At 72.2% G+C, this 17,651-nt stretch carries 22 protein-coding genes; 7 read left to right on the top strand and 15 right to left on the bottom strand.

Annotation, left to right across the window (positions count from 1 at the left end):
* Positions 1-132 precede the first annotated feature (132 nt).
* Positions 133-1,335 (bottom strand): AlbA family DNA-binding domain-containing protein, encoded by a 1,203-nt coding sequence (locus tag FB476_RS01860; protein ID WP_170233495.1) that lies wholly within the window; start codon positions 1,333-1,335, stop codon positions 133-135.
* 106 nt (positions 1,336-1,441) lie between these two features.
* Between FB476_RS01860 and FB476_RS16330 the strand changes: the two genes are divergently transcribed.
* The 3 genes from FB476_RS16330 (at position 1,442) to FB476_RS01850 (ending at position 2,967) form a co-directional block, all read left to right on the top strand.
* A complete protein-coding gene (locus FB476_RS16330; protein ID WP_170233494.1) occupies positions 1,442-1,669 on the top strand; it encodes a hypothetical protein in 228 nt (75 codons plus the stop codon).
* A gap of 45 nt (positions 1,670-1,714) precedes the next feature.
* On the top strand, positions 1,715-2,275 hold the full coding sequence (locus FB476_RS01855) for a recombinase family protein (RefSeq protein WP_141817276.1): 561 nt from the start codon (positions 1,715-1,717) through the stop codon (positions 2,273-2,275).
* Between the two features lie 149 nt (positions 2,276-2,424).
* Positions 2,425-2,967, top strand: a complete 543-nt coding sequence (locus FB476_RS01850) for a hypothetical protein (protein WP_141817275.1) — start codon at positions 2,425-2,427, stop codon at positions 2,965-2,967.
* On the opposite strand, the gene FB476_RS01845 is transcribed toward FB476_RS01850, so the two are convergent.
* The 3 genes from FB476_RS01845 to FB476_RS01835 all read right to left on the bottom strand — a co-directional run bounded on the left by FB476_RS01845 (position 2,964) and on the right by FB476_RS01835 (position 4,511).
* A complete protein-coding gene (locus FB476_RS01845; RefSeq protein ID WP_141817274.1) occupies positions 2,964-3,200 on the bottom strand; it encodes a hypothetical protein in 237 nt (78 codons plus the stop codon). The two genes, FB476_RS01850 and FB476_RS01845, sit on opposite strands and share 4 nt — an antisense overlap.
* 11 nt (positions 3,201-3,211) lie before the next feature.
* Positions 3,212-3,643, bottom strand: a complete 432-nt coding sequence (locus tag FB476_RS01840) for a hypothetical protein (protein WP_141817273.1) — start codon at positions 3,641-3,643, stop codon at positions 3,212-3,214.
* Between the two features lie 187 nt (positions 3,644-3,830).
* Positions 3,831-4,511, bottom strand: coding sequence for a DUF3800 domain-containing protein (locus FB476_RS01835; RefSeq protein WP_141817272.1), 681 nt, complete (start codon positions 4,509-4,511; stop codon positions 3,831-3,833).
* Positions 4,512-5,313: 802 nt separating this feature from the next.
* Here FB476_RS01835 and FB476_RS01830 point away from each other — a divergent pair.
* The gene (locus tag FB476_RS01830) at positions 5,314-5,745 is read left to right on the top strand and encodes a hypothetical protein (RefSeq protein ID WP_141817271.1); all 432 of its coding nucleotides are present in this window, start codon (positions 5,314-5,316) and stop codon (positions 5,743-5,745) included.
* Positions 5,746-5,798: 53 nt separating this feature from the next.
* On the opposite strand, the gene FB476_RS01825 is transcribed toward FB476_RS01830, so the two are convergent.
* From FB476_RS01825 to FB476_RS01800, 5 genes are all read right to left on the bottom strand, one after another.
* A complete protein-coding gene (locus FB476_RS01825; RefSeq protein ID WP_141817270.1) occupies positions 5,799-6,038 on the bottom strand; it encodes a hypothetical protein in 240 nt (79 codons plus the stop codon).
* 1,256 nt (positions 6,039-7,294) lie between these two features.
* On the bottom strand, positions 7,295-8,038 hold the full coding sequence (locus FB476_RS17080) for a type II secretion system F family protein (protein ID WP_141817269.1): 744 nt from the start codon (positions 8,036-8,038) through the stop codon (positions 7,295-7,297).
* The gene (locus FB476_RS01810; RefSeq protein WP_238329718.1) at positions 8,035-8,844 is read right to left on the bottom strand and encodes a type II secretion system F family protein; all 810 of its coding nucleotides are present in this window, start codon (positions 8,842-8,844) and stop codon (positions 8,035-8,037) included. Before FB476_RS01810 ends, FB476_RS17080 begins: the two co-directional genes overlap by 4 nt.
* Positions 8,844-10,091 (bottom strand): TadA family conjugal transfer-associated ATPase, encoded by a 1,248-nt coding sequence (locus FB476_RS01805; RefSeq protein ID WP_420359343.1) that lies wholly within the window; start codon positions 10,089-10,091, stop codon positions 8,844-8,846. The genes FB476_RS01810 and FB476_RS01805 overlap by 1 nt, the downstream gene beginning before the upstream one ends.
* 434 nt (positions 10,092-10,525) lie before the next feature.
* Positions 10,526-11,404, bottom strand: a complete 879-nt coding sequence (locus tag FB476_RS01800; protein ID WP_141817266.1) for a Fic family protein — start codon at positions 11,402-11,404, stop codon at positions 10,526-10,528.
* Positions 11,405-11,714: 310 nt separating this feature from the next.
* On the opposite strand from FB476_RS01800, the gene FB476_RS01795 reads away from it, so the two are divergent.
* Complete coding sequence (locus FB476_RS01795) at positions 11,715-12,194, top strand: phage holin family protein (protein ID WP_141817265.1); 480 nt, start codon at positions 11,715-11,717, stop codon at positions 12,192-12,194.
* 10 nt (positions 12,195-12,204) lie between these two features.
* Here the strand turns inward: FB476_RS01795 and FB476_RS01790 are convergent, their stop codons facing one another.
* Both FB476_RS01790 and nth read right to left on the bottom strand, forming a co-directional pair.
* Complete coding sequence (locus FB476_RS01790) at positions 12,205-12,861, bottom strand: NUDIX hydrolase (RefSeq protein ID WP_141817264.1); 657 nt, start codon at positions 12,859-12,861, stop codon at positions 12,205-12,207.
* Positions 12,858-13,574, bottom strand: coding sequence for an endonuclease III (gene nth, locus FB476_RS01785; protein ID WP_141819720.1), 717 nt, complete (start codon positions 13,572-13,574; stop codon positions 12,858-12,860). The genes FB476_RS01790 and nth overlap by 4 nt, the downstream gene beginning before the upstream one ends.
* A gap of 93 nt (positions 13,575-13,667) precedes the next feature.
* Between nth and FB476_RS01780 the strand changes: the two genes are divergently transcribed.
* A complete protein-coding gene (locus FB476_RS01780; RefSeq protein ID WP_141817263.1) occupies positions 13,668-14,345 on the top strand; it encodes a Crp/Fnr family transcriptional regulator in 678 nt (225 codons plus the stop codon).
* Between the two features lie 54 nt (positions 14,346-14,399).
* Here the strand turns inward: FB476_RS01780 and FB476_RS01775 are convergent, their stop codons facing one another.
* From FB476_RS01775 to FB476_RS01760, 4 genes are read right to left on the bottom strand one after another with little or no spacing between them, the layout of a single operon-like run.
* The gene (locus FB476_RS01775; RefSeq protein WP_141817262.1) at positions 14,400-15,233 is read right to left on the bottom strand and encodes an MBL fold metallo-hydrolase; all 834 of its coding nucleotides are present in this window, start codon (positions 15,231-15,233) and stop codon (positions 14,400-14,402) included.
* Between the two features lie 5 nt (positions 15,234-15,238).
* Positions 15,239-16,123, bottom strand: coding sequence for an NUDIX hydrolase (locus FB476_RS01770; protein ID WP_202876873.1), 885 nt, complete (start codon positions 16,121-16,123; stop codon positions 15,239-15,241).
* Positions 16,124-16,125: 2 nt separating this feature from the next.
* Positions 16,126-16,599, bottom strand: coding sequence for a RidA family protein (locus tag FB476_RS01765; RefSeq protein ID WP_141817261.1), 474 nt, complete (start codon positions 16,597-16,599; stop codon positions 16,126-16,128).
* Between the two features lie 5 nt (positions 16,600-16,604).
* Complete coding sequence (locus FB476_RS01760; RefSeq protein WP_141817260.1) at positions 16,605-16,766, bottom strand: Sp36 family protein; 162 nt, start codon at positions 16,764-16,766, stop codon at positions 16,605-16,607.
* Between the two features lie 69 nt (positions 16,767-16,835).
* Here FB476_RS01760 and FB476_RS01755 point away from each other — a divergent pair, with 69 nt between their 5' ends.
* On the top strand, positions 16,836-17,645 hold the full coding sequence (locus FB476_RS01755) for an alpha/beta hydrolase family protein (RefSeq protein WP_170233493.1): 810 nt from the start codon (positions 16,836-16,838) through the stop codon (positions 17,643-17,645).
* Positions 17,646-17,651 lie beyond the last annotated feature (6 nt).

Below are 17,651 nucleotides of genomic sequence, written 5' to 3'. Positions count from 1 at the left end.
GTGCAGTCGTCGTTGATGACACGGCGGCCGAACCTTACGGACCCTGGCCGGTGCCGGGGTGGCACGGGTGGTCTGGCCGCAGGGCGAGTACGACCCGGTGGCCGAGCACGCCCGCCGCACCGGGGCCCTGACTCAGCCGTGGCGCCTCAGCATTACATCGACGCTCCACCCGTCGATGCCGAGGCCGCGGAAGAAGCCTGAGAGCAGCTGCTCAGCGGCCTCGTCGGCCGACCCGCTGCCGCCCCACGTTGCCGGCGTCGTGACGATCGTGCGCTGGTAGTCGGCCGCCCGATACTCGCCCACGCTGTCGAGGGCGTCGAGCAGGGGCGGCAGTCCACGCAGGTCGGTGGCGAGCACGCCAACCTGCCAGGGCCCCTGGTACCCCCAGGCGTCAAGACTGAGGTTCCGCACGAGCTGGAGCGTCTGATACGTGAGCCTGGTGATCAGGCCGATAAGGATCCCCCGGTGCTCGCCACCACGCTGCGGCAGGACGGCCGTGGCCCCACCGGACACCACGACCAGCCGACCGTCATCCTTGAGAGAGACGAAGGTGAGCCCTCGTTCGCGGTCGGCCGCCACCTCCTCAGCGATGGTGACGAGCGCGGCGCCGTCCGGATCCCGACCCGAGCTCGAGCATTTCTCCAGCCCGGACCTCCACCCCGAGGGGGAGACCTTGCGCAGCTGCTCGCGGAGCAGGTCGGCGTCGGAGAGAGGGTGCGGGTGCGGGATCGGCCCGAGGGGCTCGGCAAGCACGTAGAGGTGACCGTTCTCGGGGCCACCGACGACCCGGGAGTCCAGGGGGTCGTCGGCTGCCAGGGCACGCAACCGGTCCTCGAACCCCTCCTGGGCGGCGGCTCTGAGGAGGAGGAGCCGCCGGACGTCGGGGTCCGACAGCACCTGCTTGCCGTGGGAGGACCGTCCCCAGTACCGGTCGTCGACCATGTGCGGACCGACGGGGGAGGCGGGGACGGCGACGATGAGCACCGCCTTGCCCGGGTCCTCCGGGTGGGGGATCGGGTTGTGGATGACGGGGGAGAGCGCCGGGGTGATGCCGTGCCCGGCGACCTGGGAGATGCGGGGGATGATGGCCTCGGCGTCGCAGCCGACCGGCGTTCCGTCGTCGGCCACCCCGAAGATGAGCAGGCCGCCGTCGACGGACAGCGATGCGAGGTCCTTGGCGAGCTCGGTGTTGACAGCCTTGTTGGCCGGGCCGAGGTCCTTCTTGAGCTCGACCCACTGGTTCTCCTCCAGCAGCCCACCCTGGGCGGCGAGCTCCACCTCCTCCCAGGTGCTGAGGCTGGTCACGGGCCGGGTGGGGCCAAGGTAGAAACTCACGCAGGTCTCCTCATCGGTAATACCCATGCGGTCCGTGCGCGGCACCTCCCCGGGCGCGCACCGGAGCACATCGTGTCTCATCCGCTGCCGCCACACCAGCCCCGGCATGAACGCCACCGCGCCCACCACCATCACCTCCGCCACCGACGTCCAGGGCGTCACCAACGACGAGCAGGCCTCGGTCCCGCTGCGCAAGATGGACGGCGAGTTCGTGGAGCTGACCGGCCGCAACGGTTCCGGTTCGCGAAGCGCCGGCATCGAGTCGGCGCGCATAGTGTCGCTGGGGTACACCCCAGCGATCCACATCGACACATGCCGCCACACCGTCCGTTAGGGTCCGAGATAGGCCCGTGAGACGGTTCTGAACGGAGATCTAGACATGACCGAACAGGGACAAGTCGTCGCTTACGTCCGGGTGAGCAGTTGGGATCAGCGGACCGATAGACAGGACGTAGGTCGGGTCGACCGGGTCTTTGAAGACCACGCGTCTGCTGGCACCACCGACCGGCCGGCCTATCGCGACATGATGAGCTATCTGCGGGACGGCGACACTTTACGCGTTTGGTCGATGGACCGGCTGGCCCGGTCGCTCGTCGACCTAGTCACGACAGTCCAGTCGCTCGTCGATCGTGGGGTCGTTGTCGAATTCCTACGCGAACAGCTGGTTTTTCGGCCAGGCGCCGACGACCCCTACGCGAACTTCCAGTTGCAGTTGCTCGGCTCGGTGGCTGAACTCGAGCGTGCCCTGATCCGCCAACGCCAGCGCGAGGGCGTCGCGAAGGCGCGGGCTCGCGGCGCCTACCGTGGACGGGCACCGAAGTTGTCCCCTGACCAGGTCGCCGAGATACGGGCACAGGTCGCAGCTGGAGTTCCTAAAGCCGCGGTGGCCCGGCGCTTCTCCGTGGGGAGAGCCACTCTGTACCGAGCGCTGGCCAACTGACAGCGGGCCGCGCTGACGAGCCCGCCGGCTTGCACACGACTCAAGCGCCGTGTGCTCGGATCCTCAAACCCAAGGTTCTGAATATTGGATCTAGCGCGTCTCAGGGGTGCGAAGGTACCGGTCAGCCACCTCAGCAGTAGGGTCCGAGCATGGCGGCAGAGGAAGCGGCGACTGCGACTCAGATCTGGGGCGCGATAGCGCCAGCGGTGACGTTCCTAGGGTCGGTACTAGGGGGCGGCTTCGTTGGCAAGTGGTTAGACAACCGTAGGGAGGACCGCTACCGCTACGCGGCGATTCAAAGGGAAGCAGCGTCCACCTTCTTAGCCGATACCGTGCGCCTTGGACACTCGATCACCAAGCGGAACAAGACGCTCGGGGGTCAGGGTGACAAGGACGAGGCCAAAGAGAAGTACCAAGAAGCAGTCAGGACGGTCGTGTTCTCGCTCCAGCAGATTCGGCTGCTGTTCGACGACTCGACATTCAAGGCGGCCGAGGGCTTGCGCGATTCCTATCGAAGGTGGGCATCGTCATCCGACACGGCTGACAAGGCCGGCCGCGAGGCGGCGCGACAGAAGTGGGAGGGCGAGATCGAGGACCTCCGCGAAGCCTTCGCCAAGGAAGCGCGCAGCGTCATCGGGCTGAAGAACACCAAACCGAAGTCTCCCCGGTGGCTGTGGGTCGTACTTCTCTAGGACACGTTCGACGCGTTGGCGATGTGCGAGACCCGCGCCACCGACAGCCCAGTGGTCCGGCTGATCTCGGCATAGGAGACCCCGGCGCGCACCGCCGCGTGGATCGCTCGGTCCCGCGCCTCCCGCGCGACCCGCTCGGCTCGGGCCGCTCGCTCGTGCGCGGCGTGGGCGTCCGCGACAGCTTCGAGCTTTCGCCGCTCGTGCGCGACGCTGGCACCAATGTGCATGTCCATGTGTCGGCCCCCTACGACGTAGCGGTGAAGGAGTGGGTCTCCTCGGAGCCCGCGCCGCTCTCATACGTGTACCGCCAGCCCTCCCACTCGTCCCCGGCCTCAAGATCGCTGCTCGCACCCGGGAAGCCCGTGTGCTCACTCATGCAGTCGAGTCCCGCGAGGAGGGCAAGCCCCACGCCGAACCCGCTCAGGTCCATGTCCTGCGGGTCGGTCCCGATCTGTCCCGCGATGTCCGGCATGTTGCCCAGTTGCCGTGCGTTGTCACCCTTCAACTCGACGTGCACGGTGTCTCCGTCCAGGCGGAAGAGTGGCGCGTCGGCCTCGCTGTCCGCACACGCGTCGTAAGCCGCCTGCGCGGCTTCGTCTGTTGCACCTCCCCCGCACCCGGTCAGCGCCATCGCTCCGAACGCGACGCCTGAGACCACTCCGGCGGTCCGGCTCATCACTACCCCCTCGTAGGTTGACCTTGGGCGACACCCTAAAGGAGCAGAGGTAGGGCGGGTCAGCCCCACGAACGTTGTCCTTGTCACACACTCCTGCCGCACACCCTGTCCCTCGTTCGTGCTTTACTGAGGTTGCCGGTGATAAGAGGCCCAGGGGGCCTCTTCCCCTGATGGGGATAGCCGGCATTTAACTTGTCGGCAGTGGGGGCGTGACGGGCTCGACGCCCCACGGGGCGAACCTCGACTGCAGGGTCGGCTCCACGCACTTGCCGTACCAGTAGCAGTGCTTCCCGCGCAGGTCTCGGTGCGCCGCCCACAGACCGTAATCAGCCACCTGGAGCCCCCATGAGGTGGCGGCCTCCCAGACGCAGAGCCGGATGTCTCGATTCACCTGCCGACAGACGTCGTGCAGGGCTGCTTCGGCCTGGCTGCGTCGCTGCTTGGTGCCGAAGGTGCCTGCGATGACGTAGAGACGGTCACCTCGGTTCGACACCTGCAGTGCGATCTCCTTGAAGTGGAGGTACCACGCCAACTTGTAGAGCCGCATCTCGCCCTCGGCCTTGACGCGGGGATACGCACCCGCCTTGAGCAAGAAGGTGGTGTCGAACCGGGGAGCCTGTTCTGCGATCAGCTCGAACATCTGCCCCCGGGTGGCGTTCGAGTCATCCACCGCGTGGAAGCCCCTCGGCAGCGTGACCCCCGTGGCGGTCACCTCCGCCCGCAGTCGCAGTCCCTCCATCAGGGCGTCCCCGTGGTCACCGTTGAAGACGGCGGTGCCGAAGCCGAAGTACGCCGACGCGCCGTGCTTGCCCGCACCCGCGTAGTCGAGGTTGCCGGTCTCATCGGCGTAGAGGAACACATCTGCCATGTCTGGCTTCTCCTTGGTCGTTCTGAACCACTGAGAGAACCCTTGCACGTCACACCGTCACCCCTCGCGTCCGTCCACAGGCACGTCTTACCCCGCTACGGTTATCCACACCCGCGGGGTGACGCGGGCATCGCGTCTCTGCAGGTGGTACAGCACTTCCGCCCCGTTGACCACCACTTCGCGAGCTCTCGGAGAAGATCCCAAGCTGAATACTCGTGTGCGATTCTCGTGCGCCGCAAGTCGCTGACCAGAGCTTTCATTGGACGTCAGCCCCGCGCGGCACGAACCTGCGGCTTGGTCGCGTTGAAGTGCTCGATGATCCTGCCGCGATTGCGTACCACGTTGTGCAAGATCTCGTGTGTCGGGCGGTAGTTGCGCGCCTCACCCCGCGCTCACGCACCTGGACCGGGGATCCAGCCCACTCCTCCCCCACGTGTGCGCTCGGCGCCTCCTGGGCGTAGACATGGCACAAATCGACCAGCGGGCACGCCTCGCGGCCCGCGGCTGCCGCTCCGCCCCAGACCCCGTGACCCATGCTGCCCTCGGGAGCATACGTGACCGGCTCGGGGTCGCGCTGGCACACGGGGCCGCCGCCCGGTCTCGTTCAACGTGGCCGAGCACAAGGGCAGGGTGCTCATCACCGCCGCGCCCTACGACGCGATGACCTCCGCCTCGAACCCCCCTGTGGTCGCGGGCCGACGAGTCCGCGATGACCCCGCTGGCACCGCTGAACATGCCGGTGGACCTGGCTGTCGCCGGTCAGGGCACCTGTCCCCGCCGTCGTCGGGGCTAGGGTCGCCCCATGAACGAGGACGACGACGACCTGGAGCTGCCGGAGGCCCACCCTGCCTTCCGTGCCCACTTCGTCGACCCGCTCTACGAGGACACGGGCGAGGAGTTCGCCCCGTTCGGCTCAGACGAGGGGTGGGACATCGTCCGGGATCTTGCTTACCGGCGCGACGAGCTCGGCCCTGGGACGACCGTCGCCAGGCTCCTCGCCGAGCAGGGCCTCGACGATGTCGGCATGGAGCCCGCAGCTGACCCTGACGAGACCGACGTCGACACGCCCACCATCGTGAACTCCACCGGGTTCGCCCTGCTCCGGCTCACCGGCCGGATCGACGAGCCGGGTCGCCAGCTGGTGCTGCGGGCGCTCCGGGTGCTCGAGGACTTCTACGGTCCCCAGTCGCAGCTCGCCGTTCAGCGGCGTGACCTGGAGGCGTGGCGCAGCTGAGCCGCAGCCGGCCGGGAGCGCCGGTCAAGGCCGACCGGCGCTCCCTCCTTACCTCACCGGACCGTGATCCACTGCTTGTGAGACTTGGGGGTGAACGACCCCTGCAGCGCCCGGAAGCCGACCGGAGTCCACCGGCCGTCGGCCTTCTTGTAGCACTTGACGTTGATCTGGTACTTCGTCTTCTTGCCGAGCGCCACCTTGGGGTAGACGACGTTGTCGCCGTCCCCCTCCCAGTTGATCGTCGAGGACCCTCCGCTCCACTGGAAGTTGGCCTGGACGTTGCGGACCTTCACGCCCGGTGTTCCGCAGACGCTGTGGTCGACGACGACGTAGACTCAGCCGCTATTTCGTTGCTGCCGCCGCGGGCGTGGTCGTCATCATCGCTGGCGCCAGGGCCAGTGCCGCGCTGGCCGTTGCCGCAGTAGACGGCGACGTAGAAGTGTCCTGTTCATTCGATTTACGTCCCCTGCACGAGGGCGACCTGCCGCTCGAGTAGGCGAACTCTAGGGCCTGAAGAGCGCGCCTGTCATGGCAATTCGCGGAATGAGACATAAGTCGTTTGAGCCCCGCCTCAACCTCCAGGGGTCGACGGTCGTGCAGGTTCGGTGCCGTCGTGCCAAGAGTCAGCCGGCCTCCCCGAGAGCGCGCAAACCCGGGCTAAGCGCTGGCCAGCATTCTGCCGGTTGCAAAATGGTCCCGACGGACGAGCTCGCGAGGCGTCGCCGTCGTACACCTGACCAGCCAGGACAAGGAGCTCCACCGGGTCGCGCGAACTCTGTACGGCGCCAGCCTGGCCTTCCGGATAGCCTCCCGTCCCGTGGCAAGCGACGAGGACATCCCGCGCGCGACAGCGGCTCTAGCCAAGGTGCAAGCGTCCGGACGTGAGTTGGAGGAAGTCAGACACGTCCTTGTTCGCCGTGCCGCGGTAGCACTCGCCGCCGGGGCGGACGAGCGCTCGGTGGCTGCTGCTGCTGGTGTACAAGTCCCGACGCTCCGACGGTGGCTCACCGCGCTGGACTACGGCACCTCCGCGACGCACCCTTAAGGCACGGCAAGTCCCGACGGTTCGGTGTTCGCGATCGCTGTTGGCCCCGCAAAACCCCAGGTCAGACCGTGTTAGGTCGCGGAGTACGCTGACCAACATGGCACCATGGTGCCCACGGCGTATTCCGCCGTGCTCATGCCGGCATCGGGCCTGCGACGCAGCTCCCCGGCCATCAGAACCAGACGCTGCCTCAAGGTGCTCTTCCTCATGTCCCCTCCTGTGGGTCGGCGCAGCGCGGCGGGTGTGCCGGCTGCGTGCTGCCACGCTCCTGCGCCTCGGGAGGCGCGGCCAGGGTCCGCCGGCCTGGTGTGGACAGCCGCGCCGCCACCCGCCCGGTGTGGACGACCCCGCTCACCCGAAGGCCCGAGGATGCGCCGACGTGCGAGGTCCCCGCACGGGCCAGCGGCGGGCACGGGGAAGGGAGCGGCCATGGAGGACACGGGGAAGGGAGCGGCCATGGAGGACACGGGGAAGGGACAGGCAGGGCGGAGGGGCGGGCGTGCCTCACCAGGACAGGTCGCGCATCAGTGCCAGGACGAGCGGCAGCACGGTCGTCAGCACGAAGGCCGGGAGGAAAGCCAGCCCGAGGGGCACGACGAGCCGGATCCCGAGCTTGGCGGCGGCGACCTCGACGTCGGCCACCGCGTCGCGCCGCAGGTCCTGGGCAGCGCGGCCCAACGCCTGGCCGGGCGGCACTCCCGCAGCCTCGGCGAGCTGGAGGCTTCGCCAGGCCGGTTCCCACGACGGCTCCAGCCCCTCCCAGGCCTCCTCACCGGGCATGCCCCGACGGAGGCGGACGGCGACCTCGGACAGGTCGGCTCCGACACCTCCCGGGAGCACCGCCCCGACGCGTGAGACGGCGGAGGAGAGCGAACCGCCACCGAGGAGGGCCAGCGCCAGCAGCTCCAGCGCCTCGGGCACCGTGGCCGGGTGGGCCGGGGCCACCGCCGAGGGCCCGGTCGCCCCCACCCGCGCCGAGCCGATCCCCCGAGAACCGATCACGCGAGAACCGGCCACGCGAGAACCGATCACGCGAGAGCCGATCCCGCCTCGCCGCCACCGAGGTCGGACGCCTCCCCTGCGACCGACGAGCAGCGCGACGACCCCGCCCGGCCGCGTGGGCAGACGGGTGCCCGAGGCCCCCCACGCCGCGCGCGGGGTCCACTCCGGATCGCTCCGGCGCGGCAGCACGAGGACTGCGGCCCCCGCGGCGACGCCGCACAGCAGCGGCAGGACGAGCGCGATCACGTCACGGCCGCCAGGACGCTGGCCACCATGCGGCGGACGACGAGCGCGCCGACCGCCAGCAGCACGACACCGAGCGCAGCGGACGCGACGGCGAGCGGGTGGCCGTAGAGGTGCTGCGGTGGCACGCCCAGCAGGGTCGCCAGGCCCACACCCGCGACGGGCAGGACGGTGAGCACGGTTGCCGTCGCCCGCGCTCCCGCGGTCGCGGTCTCGACGGCGCGCTCGAGCCGGCGCCGTTCGCGGGCGGCCTGGGCGCTGGACCGGACGGCGGCCGCCACCGGCGCGCCGCTCGCCGCCGCGACGGCCCAGGCCCGTGCGACCGCGGCCGCCGTGGGGCTCCGTGTGCGACGGGCCACGCGCTGCCAGGCCTGGCCGAGCGGCTGACCCTCGACCGCGGCCCGGTGCAGCTCCGCCCAGGGCCCGTCGACGGCGCCGCCCTGCGGTGCCAGCGCGACCTCGACCGCCTGGGGGACGGGCAGCCCGGCCTCCAGCGCGGCGGCCAGTCCGTCCAGGAGCTGGACCTCCCGAGCCACGTCCCGCGCCGTCGAACTCCTGCTCCTCAGGGCGGACCGCACCCGACGGACGAGGTCCTGCGCCACCCGCGCGGCAGCGCCCAGGCCCGCCCGCTGGCTCGGCCGCCGACGCCGCTCGCCGAGGTCCGGCCGGGCAGCGCGCGGTCCACCCTGGCCTCGGCCGGGCACGGCGCCGCCGTCTGGGGTCGTCGCGTCACCGGCGACGTCGCGTCGAGGCCAGACCAGCACGGCGAGCGCCGCCAGCGGTCCTGCGATCCAGACCGCGACGTCCATCACCGGCTCGCTCCTACGTGCACCTCGCCACCGGCGTCGATCACCGGAACGTGCGCCGGAATCTGCGCCGGAATCTGCGCCGGAACCCGCCCTTGCCCATTCCCTGGGCTGGGGCGGTGACCGACCTGCTCCGGCTCGTCGCCCGGCCCGGGCCACACACCCTCCGGCTCGTCCGGCAGCCCCGCGCGGCGCGCCAGCCGTGGCCAGGCCGGCCCGGCGGTCCAGGCTCCCGGAGCGCCGAGGAGGGCGGGCACTGACCTGACGACGCCGGTGACCGGCTCCAGGACGGCCACCTCGGCCAGCCGCCGGGCCCCGTCCCGACCACGCACCACGTGCAGGACGACCTCGATCGCGCTGGCGAGCTGGGCGTGGACGGCGGCGGGGCCGAGACCGGCCAGCGCCCCCAGCGCCTCCATCCGGCTGACGACGTCTGCGGCCGCATTGGCGTGCACGGTGCCGCACCCGCCCTCGTGCCCGGTGTTGAGCGCGGTGAGCAGCTCGCGGACCTCGGCGCCGCGCACCTCGCCCACGACGAGCCGGTCCGGCCGCATCCGCAGGCTCTGCCGGACCAGCGTCGGCAGGGTCACCTCGCCCCGGCCCTCGACGTTGTTGCTCCGGCCCTGCAGGTGCACCACGTGCGGGTGGTCGACCCGCAGCTCGCGGACGTCCTCCACCACCGCGATCCGCTCGGAGGCCGGCACCCGCGCCAGCATCGCCGCCAGGACGGTCGTCTTGCCCGACCCGGTGCCGCCCGACACGACGAACGACACCTTTGCGGCCACCACCGCCTCCAGCACCCGGAGGGCCACGGCGTCGAGCGCGCCCCAGGCCCGCAGGTCCTCCAGCGTCGGGCCCGCCCGCCTCGGCACCCGCAGGCTGACGTGGGCGCCCCCGGCCACCAGGGGCGGCAGGACGGCGTGCAGCCGGATGCCTCCGGGCAGCAGCCCGTCGACCCACGGGCTGGCGTCGTCGAGACGCTGACCGGCCAGACCTGCCAGCCGCACCGCCAACCGCCGCACCGTGCGCTCGTCCCGCAACGGGCTCTCGACGGGCTCGACACCGCCGCCTCGGTCGACCCAGACCCCGGCCGCACCGTTGACCAGGATGTCGGTCACCCGACCGTCCGACAGGTGGGCGGCCAGCGGTCCGAGCGCGGCCGCGACCTCCGCCCGCTCGTCCACGTCGCTCATCCCGCGACCCCCGCCAGCACCCCCGGAGCCGGCTGTCCGGGCCGACGTCGCGGACACCTGAGGCGGAGGGCGCGAAGATCCATGCCCCCCACGGTGCGCGGCGCCGCAGGCCCGCGGCCACGACCCGAGACCCGGCTGTGGACGCCGAGCCCCGCCACCGCAACCATGTGGATGTCGCCCGAGGAGCGCCGGAAGAACTGGCCCGGAATAGGGGACGGCCCCGGCGGGGGGGAAGCCGGGGCCGTCGGTGTCCGAGATCAGGGGGGGATGACCCCGGACACCCGCGCTGCAACTCTTGCGAGGAGCGCTGTCCCGTCAGTATGTCACGCGCTCAACTACCGGTGCAAGGGCGAAATCGAGCCGTCACGGTTGCGTCGATCACACAAAAGCCCTGTTCAGAGACCTAAACGGGACTCCTGGTCCCGTCTACGACCGATTGTCGGGGATCGCACAGGTCCACCACCCCTGCGGGTGGGGGCGCGCGAAGCCCCCTAGCGCAGACCGTCCAGGCGGCCGGCCAGGACCGCGTCGGCGATCCGCGTGCCCTCCGCGGCGGCCCTCTCGACGGCCTCGGCGCAGTGCAGCAGCCACAGCCGGACACCGTCCGCGGAGCCCTCCGCGTAGGCCCCCAGGGCGCCCCGGTAGTCGGTGCCCGCCCGGTCGGCGTGCCCCACCTCGGGCACGGCGACCCCGGTGGGGTCGAGCCCTCCGGCGCGCAGCACCACCCGCTCGACGGCACGCGCCACGACGCCGTTGCCGAGGACGAACGGGCGGGCGCTCACGATCTCGGCATGCGCGACGGCCGCCACGAGGAGGACGGGGGTGCGCCCCGCGGGCACGGTCGCGAGCAGCTCGTGCACCAGCCCGAGCCGCTCCTGGACCTCCGCCGGGCCGGGCGCCGGCCCCAGCTCGGCCCACTCGCGGCACTCCTCGCCCTCGCGTCGCGGGCGCCCGACCTGGTCCATCGGCAGCAGCTCGCCCGTGGCGGCGGTATGCAGTGCGGCCAGGACCTGCGCGGGGGCCCGCAGCGAGGCCGCCGTGACCGTCTCGGTGGCGGCGGTGGCGCGGACCACCCCGGCCAGCACACGCCATACCGGGTCGTCGGCGCGGGCGTCCCAGGCGACGGCCCCGCGGACCAGGTCGCGGACGAGGTCGGTGCTGCCCCGCGAGCCAGCCGGCTCGGCGCCCTCGAGCAGGGCGCTCGCAGCCGCACCGCGGACCCGCGACTCGGCGGCGGCCTCGGGGATGCGACGGCGCAGCGCCTGGTGCCAGCGCAGCTGGGTGCAGGCGTCGCGCGCGGCGACGACACCGTCCTCGACCCCGGGAAGGCGGGCGAGGTCCTGGAGGGCGTCGGCCACGGGAGAAGTCACCCGGTCACTGTAAGGACGCGGACCCGGGAGCCCGATACCGGTAGGTCTTTAACAAACCTTGACCGAATTTGGCTAGTACCCCCGTGCCACGGGTGGCAAACTTGCCTCATCGACGAGGCGGCCCCTTCGGGAGAGGCCCCGCCGGCTGTCACGGGACCGGAGAGTCGACACGGTGTCCGCCCGGCACTAAACAGGGGGTGCTGGGCGGACACCGTCTGCGCGGGCGACGAGATCGGCTCGGGATCGCGCCAGGCCCGGGGGCACCCCGTCGGACCTGCAGGCCACGAAACCCCGCGCTAGCATCCCAGGCATGGCATCCCCCGTTGACCCCCGCAAGCAGCCCCTCCTGGGCACCGAGCGCACCATCGGCCAGCTCGTCAGCGACGTGTCCACGGATCTGTCCCAGATCGTGCGCGGCGAGGTCGAGCTCGCCAAGGCCGAGATCAAGGCCGACCTGCAGCACGCGGGCAAGGGTGCCGGCATGTTCGCCGGGGCGGGGGTGCTCGGTCTCTACGGCCTCATGCTCCTGCTCCTGGGGCTGGCCGGCGTGATCGCCATCTGGCTGCCCTGGTGGGCGGGCCTGCTCATCGTGGCCGGCATCCTCTTCCTGATCGCCGGCGTCCTGGCGCTCATCGGCAAGAAGTCCGTGACCCAGGTCAAGGGCAAGCCGCAGCGCACGATCGACAACGCCCAGCAGACGGTGGCGGCGCTCAAGACCGCTCCCGAGCAGCTCAAGAACCCCACCCCGCCGGCGCGTCTCGTCGAGCCGGGGCCGGGCGGCGGCGCCTGAGGCCCGCCCCCTAGATCGACAGCTCCCGCACGACCGAGCGGTCCCAGTCCTGCGCAATCCCCGCGAGGTCGAGGATCCGGTCGAGCACGCCGGCGGTGAAGCCCCACACGAGCAGGCCGTCGACGTCCCACGCGGGCCCCACGAACCCGCTCGGGTGACGCACCAGGAAGCGGTTGCGCGGGTCGACGAGCCAGGACACCGACGGCTGGACCACGCGCGCCACCTCACGCCGGTCGCGCGCCCACAGGCTCTGCGGCGCGGGGTCGCGCCACCACCCGAGGACCGGCGTGACGTCGTAGCCGCTGACGGGGATGTGCAGGGTGGGCAGGTCGGCGAGGACCTCGACGCTCGTCGGGTCGAGGCCCACCTCCTCCTCGGCCTCGCGCAGCGCCGTGCCGACCGCGTTGGCGTCCTGCTCCTCGGTGCCGCCGCCCGGGAAGGCGGGCTGCCCCGCGTGCGAGCGCATGCTGTGCGCCCGCTCGGTGATGACCACGCTCGTCTCCTCGGGGCGGTCCGGCTCCACGCCCGGGGCGAAGAGCACGAGCACCGCCGACGAACGGCGCCCGCCCTCCGGCGGCGGCAGGAACCGGCTGAACCGGTGACCGCCCAGGCTCGGCACCGCCTCGACGAAGGCGGTGAGCCACTCCGGGGGCGGGTATGCCGTCACGCCCGCGGCCCCGTGCGCAGCAGCTTCTGCGCCTTGACGGGATCGGTCTCGCCTGCGCCGTAGGCCGGGCAGAGCCGCGCGACCGGGCACGCCCCGCAGGCGGGGTTGCGGGCGTGGCAGGTGCGCCGACCGTGGAAGATCAGCACGTTGGACAGCTGGGTCCACTCCTTGCGCGGGAAGAGCGCCCCCACCTCGTGCTCGACCTTGACCGGGTCCTCGGAGTCGGTCCAGCCGAAGCGCCGGGCGAGCCGGCCGAAGTGGGTGTCGACCGTGATGCCAGGGATGCCGAAGGCGTTGCCCAGCACGACGTTGGCGGTCTTGCGGCCGACGCCGGGAAGCGTCACGAGGTCCTTGAGCCGCGAGGGCACCTCGCCGTCGTACTTCTCCACCAGGGTGCTGGCCAGCTTGAGCAGGCTGTCGGTCTTGGCGCGGAAGAAGCCGGTCGGCTGGATGATCGTCTCGACCTCGGTGCGGTCGGCCGCCGCGAGCGCCCGCGCGTCGGGATAGCGGGCGAAGAGCGTCGGCGTCACGCCGTTGACCCGGACGTCGGTCGTCTGCGCCGAGAGCACGGTGGCGACCAGGAGCTGGTAGGGGTTGGTGAAGTCGAGCTCGGCCCGCGCGTCGGGATAGCGCTCGGACAGCAGCCGGTAGATGCGACGCGCCCGGCGGGTCAGCGCCAACGTCGTCTCCCCGGTCGGCGTGGACGGCTCCATCAGGGCGTTGTCGCTGCTCACGGACCTAGCCTAGACGTGACCCCCGACACACCCCATGCGCCCCGTTGGTCCCTCAGGTGGCACTATGGGGTCGTGGACCGTCATGTGGTGATGAAGGCGCCGCTCTTCTCGGCGCTGGACGAGGAGTCGGCCCGTCGGCTGCTGGACTCGATGACGCCGCGTCGACTGTCTCGAGGGGACATCGTCTTCCGGGAGGGCGACAAGGGCGATTCCCTGCACGTCATCGTCACCGGCAAGGTCAAGCTCGCCAGGGGGTCCGCGGACGGCCGCGAGAGCCTGCTGTCGGTGCTCGGCCCCGGCGAGATGTTCGGCGAGCTGAGCCTGTTCGACCCCGGCCCCCGGCTGTCGACCGCCTACGTCGTGAGCAACACCGAGCTGGTCTCGCTGGGCAACGACGCGCTGCGCGTCTTCCTCGGCGACCATCCCGAGGTCGCGATGCAGATGCTCGCGGGCCTGGCGCACCGCCTGCGGCGCACCAACGAGGGCATCTCCGACCTGGTGTTCACCGACGTGCCCGGCCGTGTGGCCAAGGCCCTGCTCGACCTGTCCGACCGCTTCGGCCGGCGCACCGAGAACGGCCTGCTCGTCGCCCACGAGCTCACCCAGGAGGAGCTGGCCCAGCTCGTCGGCGCCAGCCGCGAGACGGTCAACAAGGCCCTCGCCGACTTCGCGCACCGCGGCTGGATCACCCTCGGGGCCAAGTCGGTCACGCTGCACGACCTCGACCGCCTGCGCCGCCGCGCCCGCTGAGCGGGGGACGCCCCCGGCCGGTTGCAGGGCCGCCACGGCGGATGACGCCGCGACTCAGCCCAGACGACCCAGGTAGTCCAGCTGCGCCAGCACGCTGAGCCGCGCCGCAGGCCACACCTCGCGAGGCACGTCGGCGTAGACCCGCTCCACCACCCGGTCGGCAAGGTCGCGGCGCAGCCCGCCCACAGGCTCGGGCTCCTGCTCGAGCTCGAGGACGGCCGCCCGCACCTGCTCGAGCCGCTCGGCCCGGTGCCGCAGGTAGTGCTCGACCGTGCCCGCCGCGTCGGGTACGACCGGCCCGTGGCCGGGGGCGATGCTGGCGGCCCGGCCCGACCGCGTCAGCCGCTGCAGGCGCTCCAGCGACTCCAGGTATGCCGTGAGGTCGCCGTCGGGATAGGCCACCACCGTGGTGCCGCGCCCGAGGACGGTGTCCCCGGTGAGCAGCACCTGCTCGGCGGGCAGCAGGAAGGAGACGGAGTCGGCGGTGTGCCCCGGTGTGGGGACGACGAGCAGCTCCAGCCCGCCGACCTCGAGGGTCTCCCCCGGCGCCAGGTCGTCGTGCCCGCGACCGACGGCCCGCACCGGCGCCCCGGTGAGCTCGGCCCACCGGTCGGCCGACTCGGCGTGGTCCCAGTGGCCGTGGCTGAGCAGCGTGAGGGCGACCCGCGCGTCGCGCCCGGCGACGTGGTCGAGCACCGCCCGCAGGTGGCCCTCGTCGAGCGGCCCGGGGTCGACGACCACGACCTCGGCGCTGCCCGGCTCGGCGAGCACCCAGGTGTTGGTGCCCTCAAGGGTCATCGGCGAGGGGTTGGGGCAGAGCACGCAGGTGGCGCGCTCGCCCCAGGCCCCGCCCTTCCAGGACGGGTCCGCGGGCCCGGCCGGCTGCATACCCCTCAGTCCTCCTGCACCAGGGGGCAGCGCATCCACAGCGCCCCGTCGTGCTCGACCGGCCACGGCTGGACGACCTGCACCCGCGCCGGCCCCGAGGCCAGCCAGGTGTCGAGGTCGGCGACCTCGGCCAGCTCCTCGACCATGACCTGCGTCGGCGGCAGGAGGATCTCGGTGCCCTGCCGCTGGGCGGCCAGCAGCTCGGTCGGCACGGCCCAGTGCACGCGGTCGGCCTCGGTGGTCAGGTGCGCCGCGCGCTGCCCCTCGGGGAGCCGGGCGGCGAAGAAGCGGGTGTCGTAGCGACGCGGCTCGCACACCGGCGTCCGCCAGTGGGCCCGGGCGGCGAGCAGGTCGCTGCGCAGCACCAGGCCCAGGCCGGTGAGCAGCTCGCCGAAGCTGGTCTCGCGCGCCAGCAGCCGTTGCCGCTCGACCTCCCAGGAGGGGTCGGTGAGGTCGGCGACGACCTGCCCGGCGGACGGGCCGGCGAGCAGGACGCCGCACTCCTCGAAGACCTCGCGAGCCGCCGCGATGACGAGCTCGCGCGCGACGGACTCGGGCGTGCCGAGCCGCTCCGCCCACTGCGCGGGGGACGGACCGGCCCACGGCACGTCCGGGTCGGCGTCGCGGGGGTCGACCCCGCCGCCGGGGAAGGCGACCATCCCCGGGGCGAAGGCCATCGACGACGCGCGGCGCAGCACGAAGACCTCCACACCGGCGCTGCCGTCGCGCAGCAGCATCACCGTGGCGGACGGCCGCGGCTCCGGCACGGCCCGCTCCTGCGCCGGCGTGGCCAGCCAGGCGCGGGTGTGCTCCTCGATGACGACGGGCATCGGGAAGTCGCGGTAGGGCCCCGGGACCACGCCCAGCTGCGCCGCGGCGACGTCGTCCATCGTCAGTCGGCGACGGCGACGGTGATCTCGACCTCGACCGGGGTGTCCATCGGCAGGCTCGCGACACCCACCGCGGAGCGGGCGTGGACGCCGGCCTCGCCGAACGCCGCGCCGAGCAGCTCGGAGGCGCCGTTGATGACGCCCGGCTGGCCGGTGAAGGCCGGGTCGCTCGACACGAAGCCGACGACCTTGACGACGCGGACGACCTTGTCGAGGTCACCCACGACGGACTTCACCGCGGCGATGGCGTTGAGCGCGCACAGGGCGGCGAGGCGCTTGGCCTCCTCCGGGTCGACCAGACCCTCGCCCTCGCCGACCTTGCCGGTCGTCGGGAGCGTGCCGTCGACGAACGGCAGCTGGCCGGACGTGAAGACGAGGTCGCCGTGCCGCATGGCGGGCACGTAGGCCGCGACGGGGGCGGCGACCTCCGGGACGGTGTGACCGAGTTCTGCGAGTCGCTGCTCGACGGTGCTCATCCGGTTCAGCCCTTCTGACGCTTGAGGTAGGCGACGAGGTTGGTGCCGTCGGGTCCCTGGACCACCTGCACCAGCTCCCAGCCGTCCTCGCCCCACTGGTCGAGGATCTGCTTGGTCGCGTGGATGATGAGGGGGACGGTGGCGTACTCCCACTTGGCGTTGCTCATAGGGCTCGACCCTACCGCTCCGCCATCGTCGCGCAGCGCCGCACCGACCCTCCTGGAGGACGCCCCACCGTGGACGCCGACGACGCCACCGCCACCGCCGACCGCGGCATCCTCGACCGCCCCGCCCCGGACCCCGACGAGGTGCTGCGCACCGGCCCCGAGGACCACCACGTCGTCGACCTCTACCTCCCCACCGGCCCGCCCCGGGCATGGGTCGTGCTCGTGCACGGCGGCTTCTGGCGGGCCGAGTGGGACCGCACCCACCTGCGGCCGCTGGCCGACGCCCTCCGGGCCCAGGGGTATGCCGTGGCGCTGGTGGAGTACGTCCGCACCGGGATGCCGGGCGGCGGCTGGCCGGGGACCTTCGCCGACGCCGCCGCGGGGCTGACCGCGGTCCGACGGCGCGCCGCCACCGAGCCGGCGCCCGTCGTCCTCGTCGGCCACTCCGCCGGCGGCCACCTGGCGGCCTGGCTGCTCCACCAGCCCGCGGCAGCCGCCGGCGGCGACCTGCCCGACGTCGCCGGCGCCGTCAGCCTCGCCGGCTGCCTCGACCTGGCGGCCGTGGCCGAGCTCGACCTCGACGAGGGCGCGGCCGTCGACCTGCTCGGCGGCACGCCCGCCGAGGTGCCGGAGCGCTACGCCGCGGCGGACCCCGCCCGGCTCGGGCCCACGCCATACCCCCTGGTCGTGGTGCACGGCACCGCCGACGAGAAGGTGCCGCTGGAGGTGGCCTCCTCGTGGTGGCGCGCCGCCGCGACCCCCGGCCGCGACCGGCTGGTGCTGCTCGACGGGGTGACCCACTTCCCCGTCATCGACCCGGCGGCCCCCACCTTCGCGGTGCTCACCGAGCAGATCGAGCAGCTCCTCGGCCGTCGTTGACGGGGG

This window comes from Ornithinimicrobium humiphilum, assembly GCF_006716885.1.
In the GTDB taxonomy this organism is placed as follows: Bacteria; Actinomycetota; Actinomycetes; order Actinomycetales; family Dermatophilaceae; genus Ornithinicoccus; species Ornithinicoccus humiphilus.
This window is presented reverse-complemented; position numbering and strand designations above follow the sequence as displayed.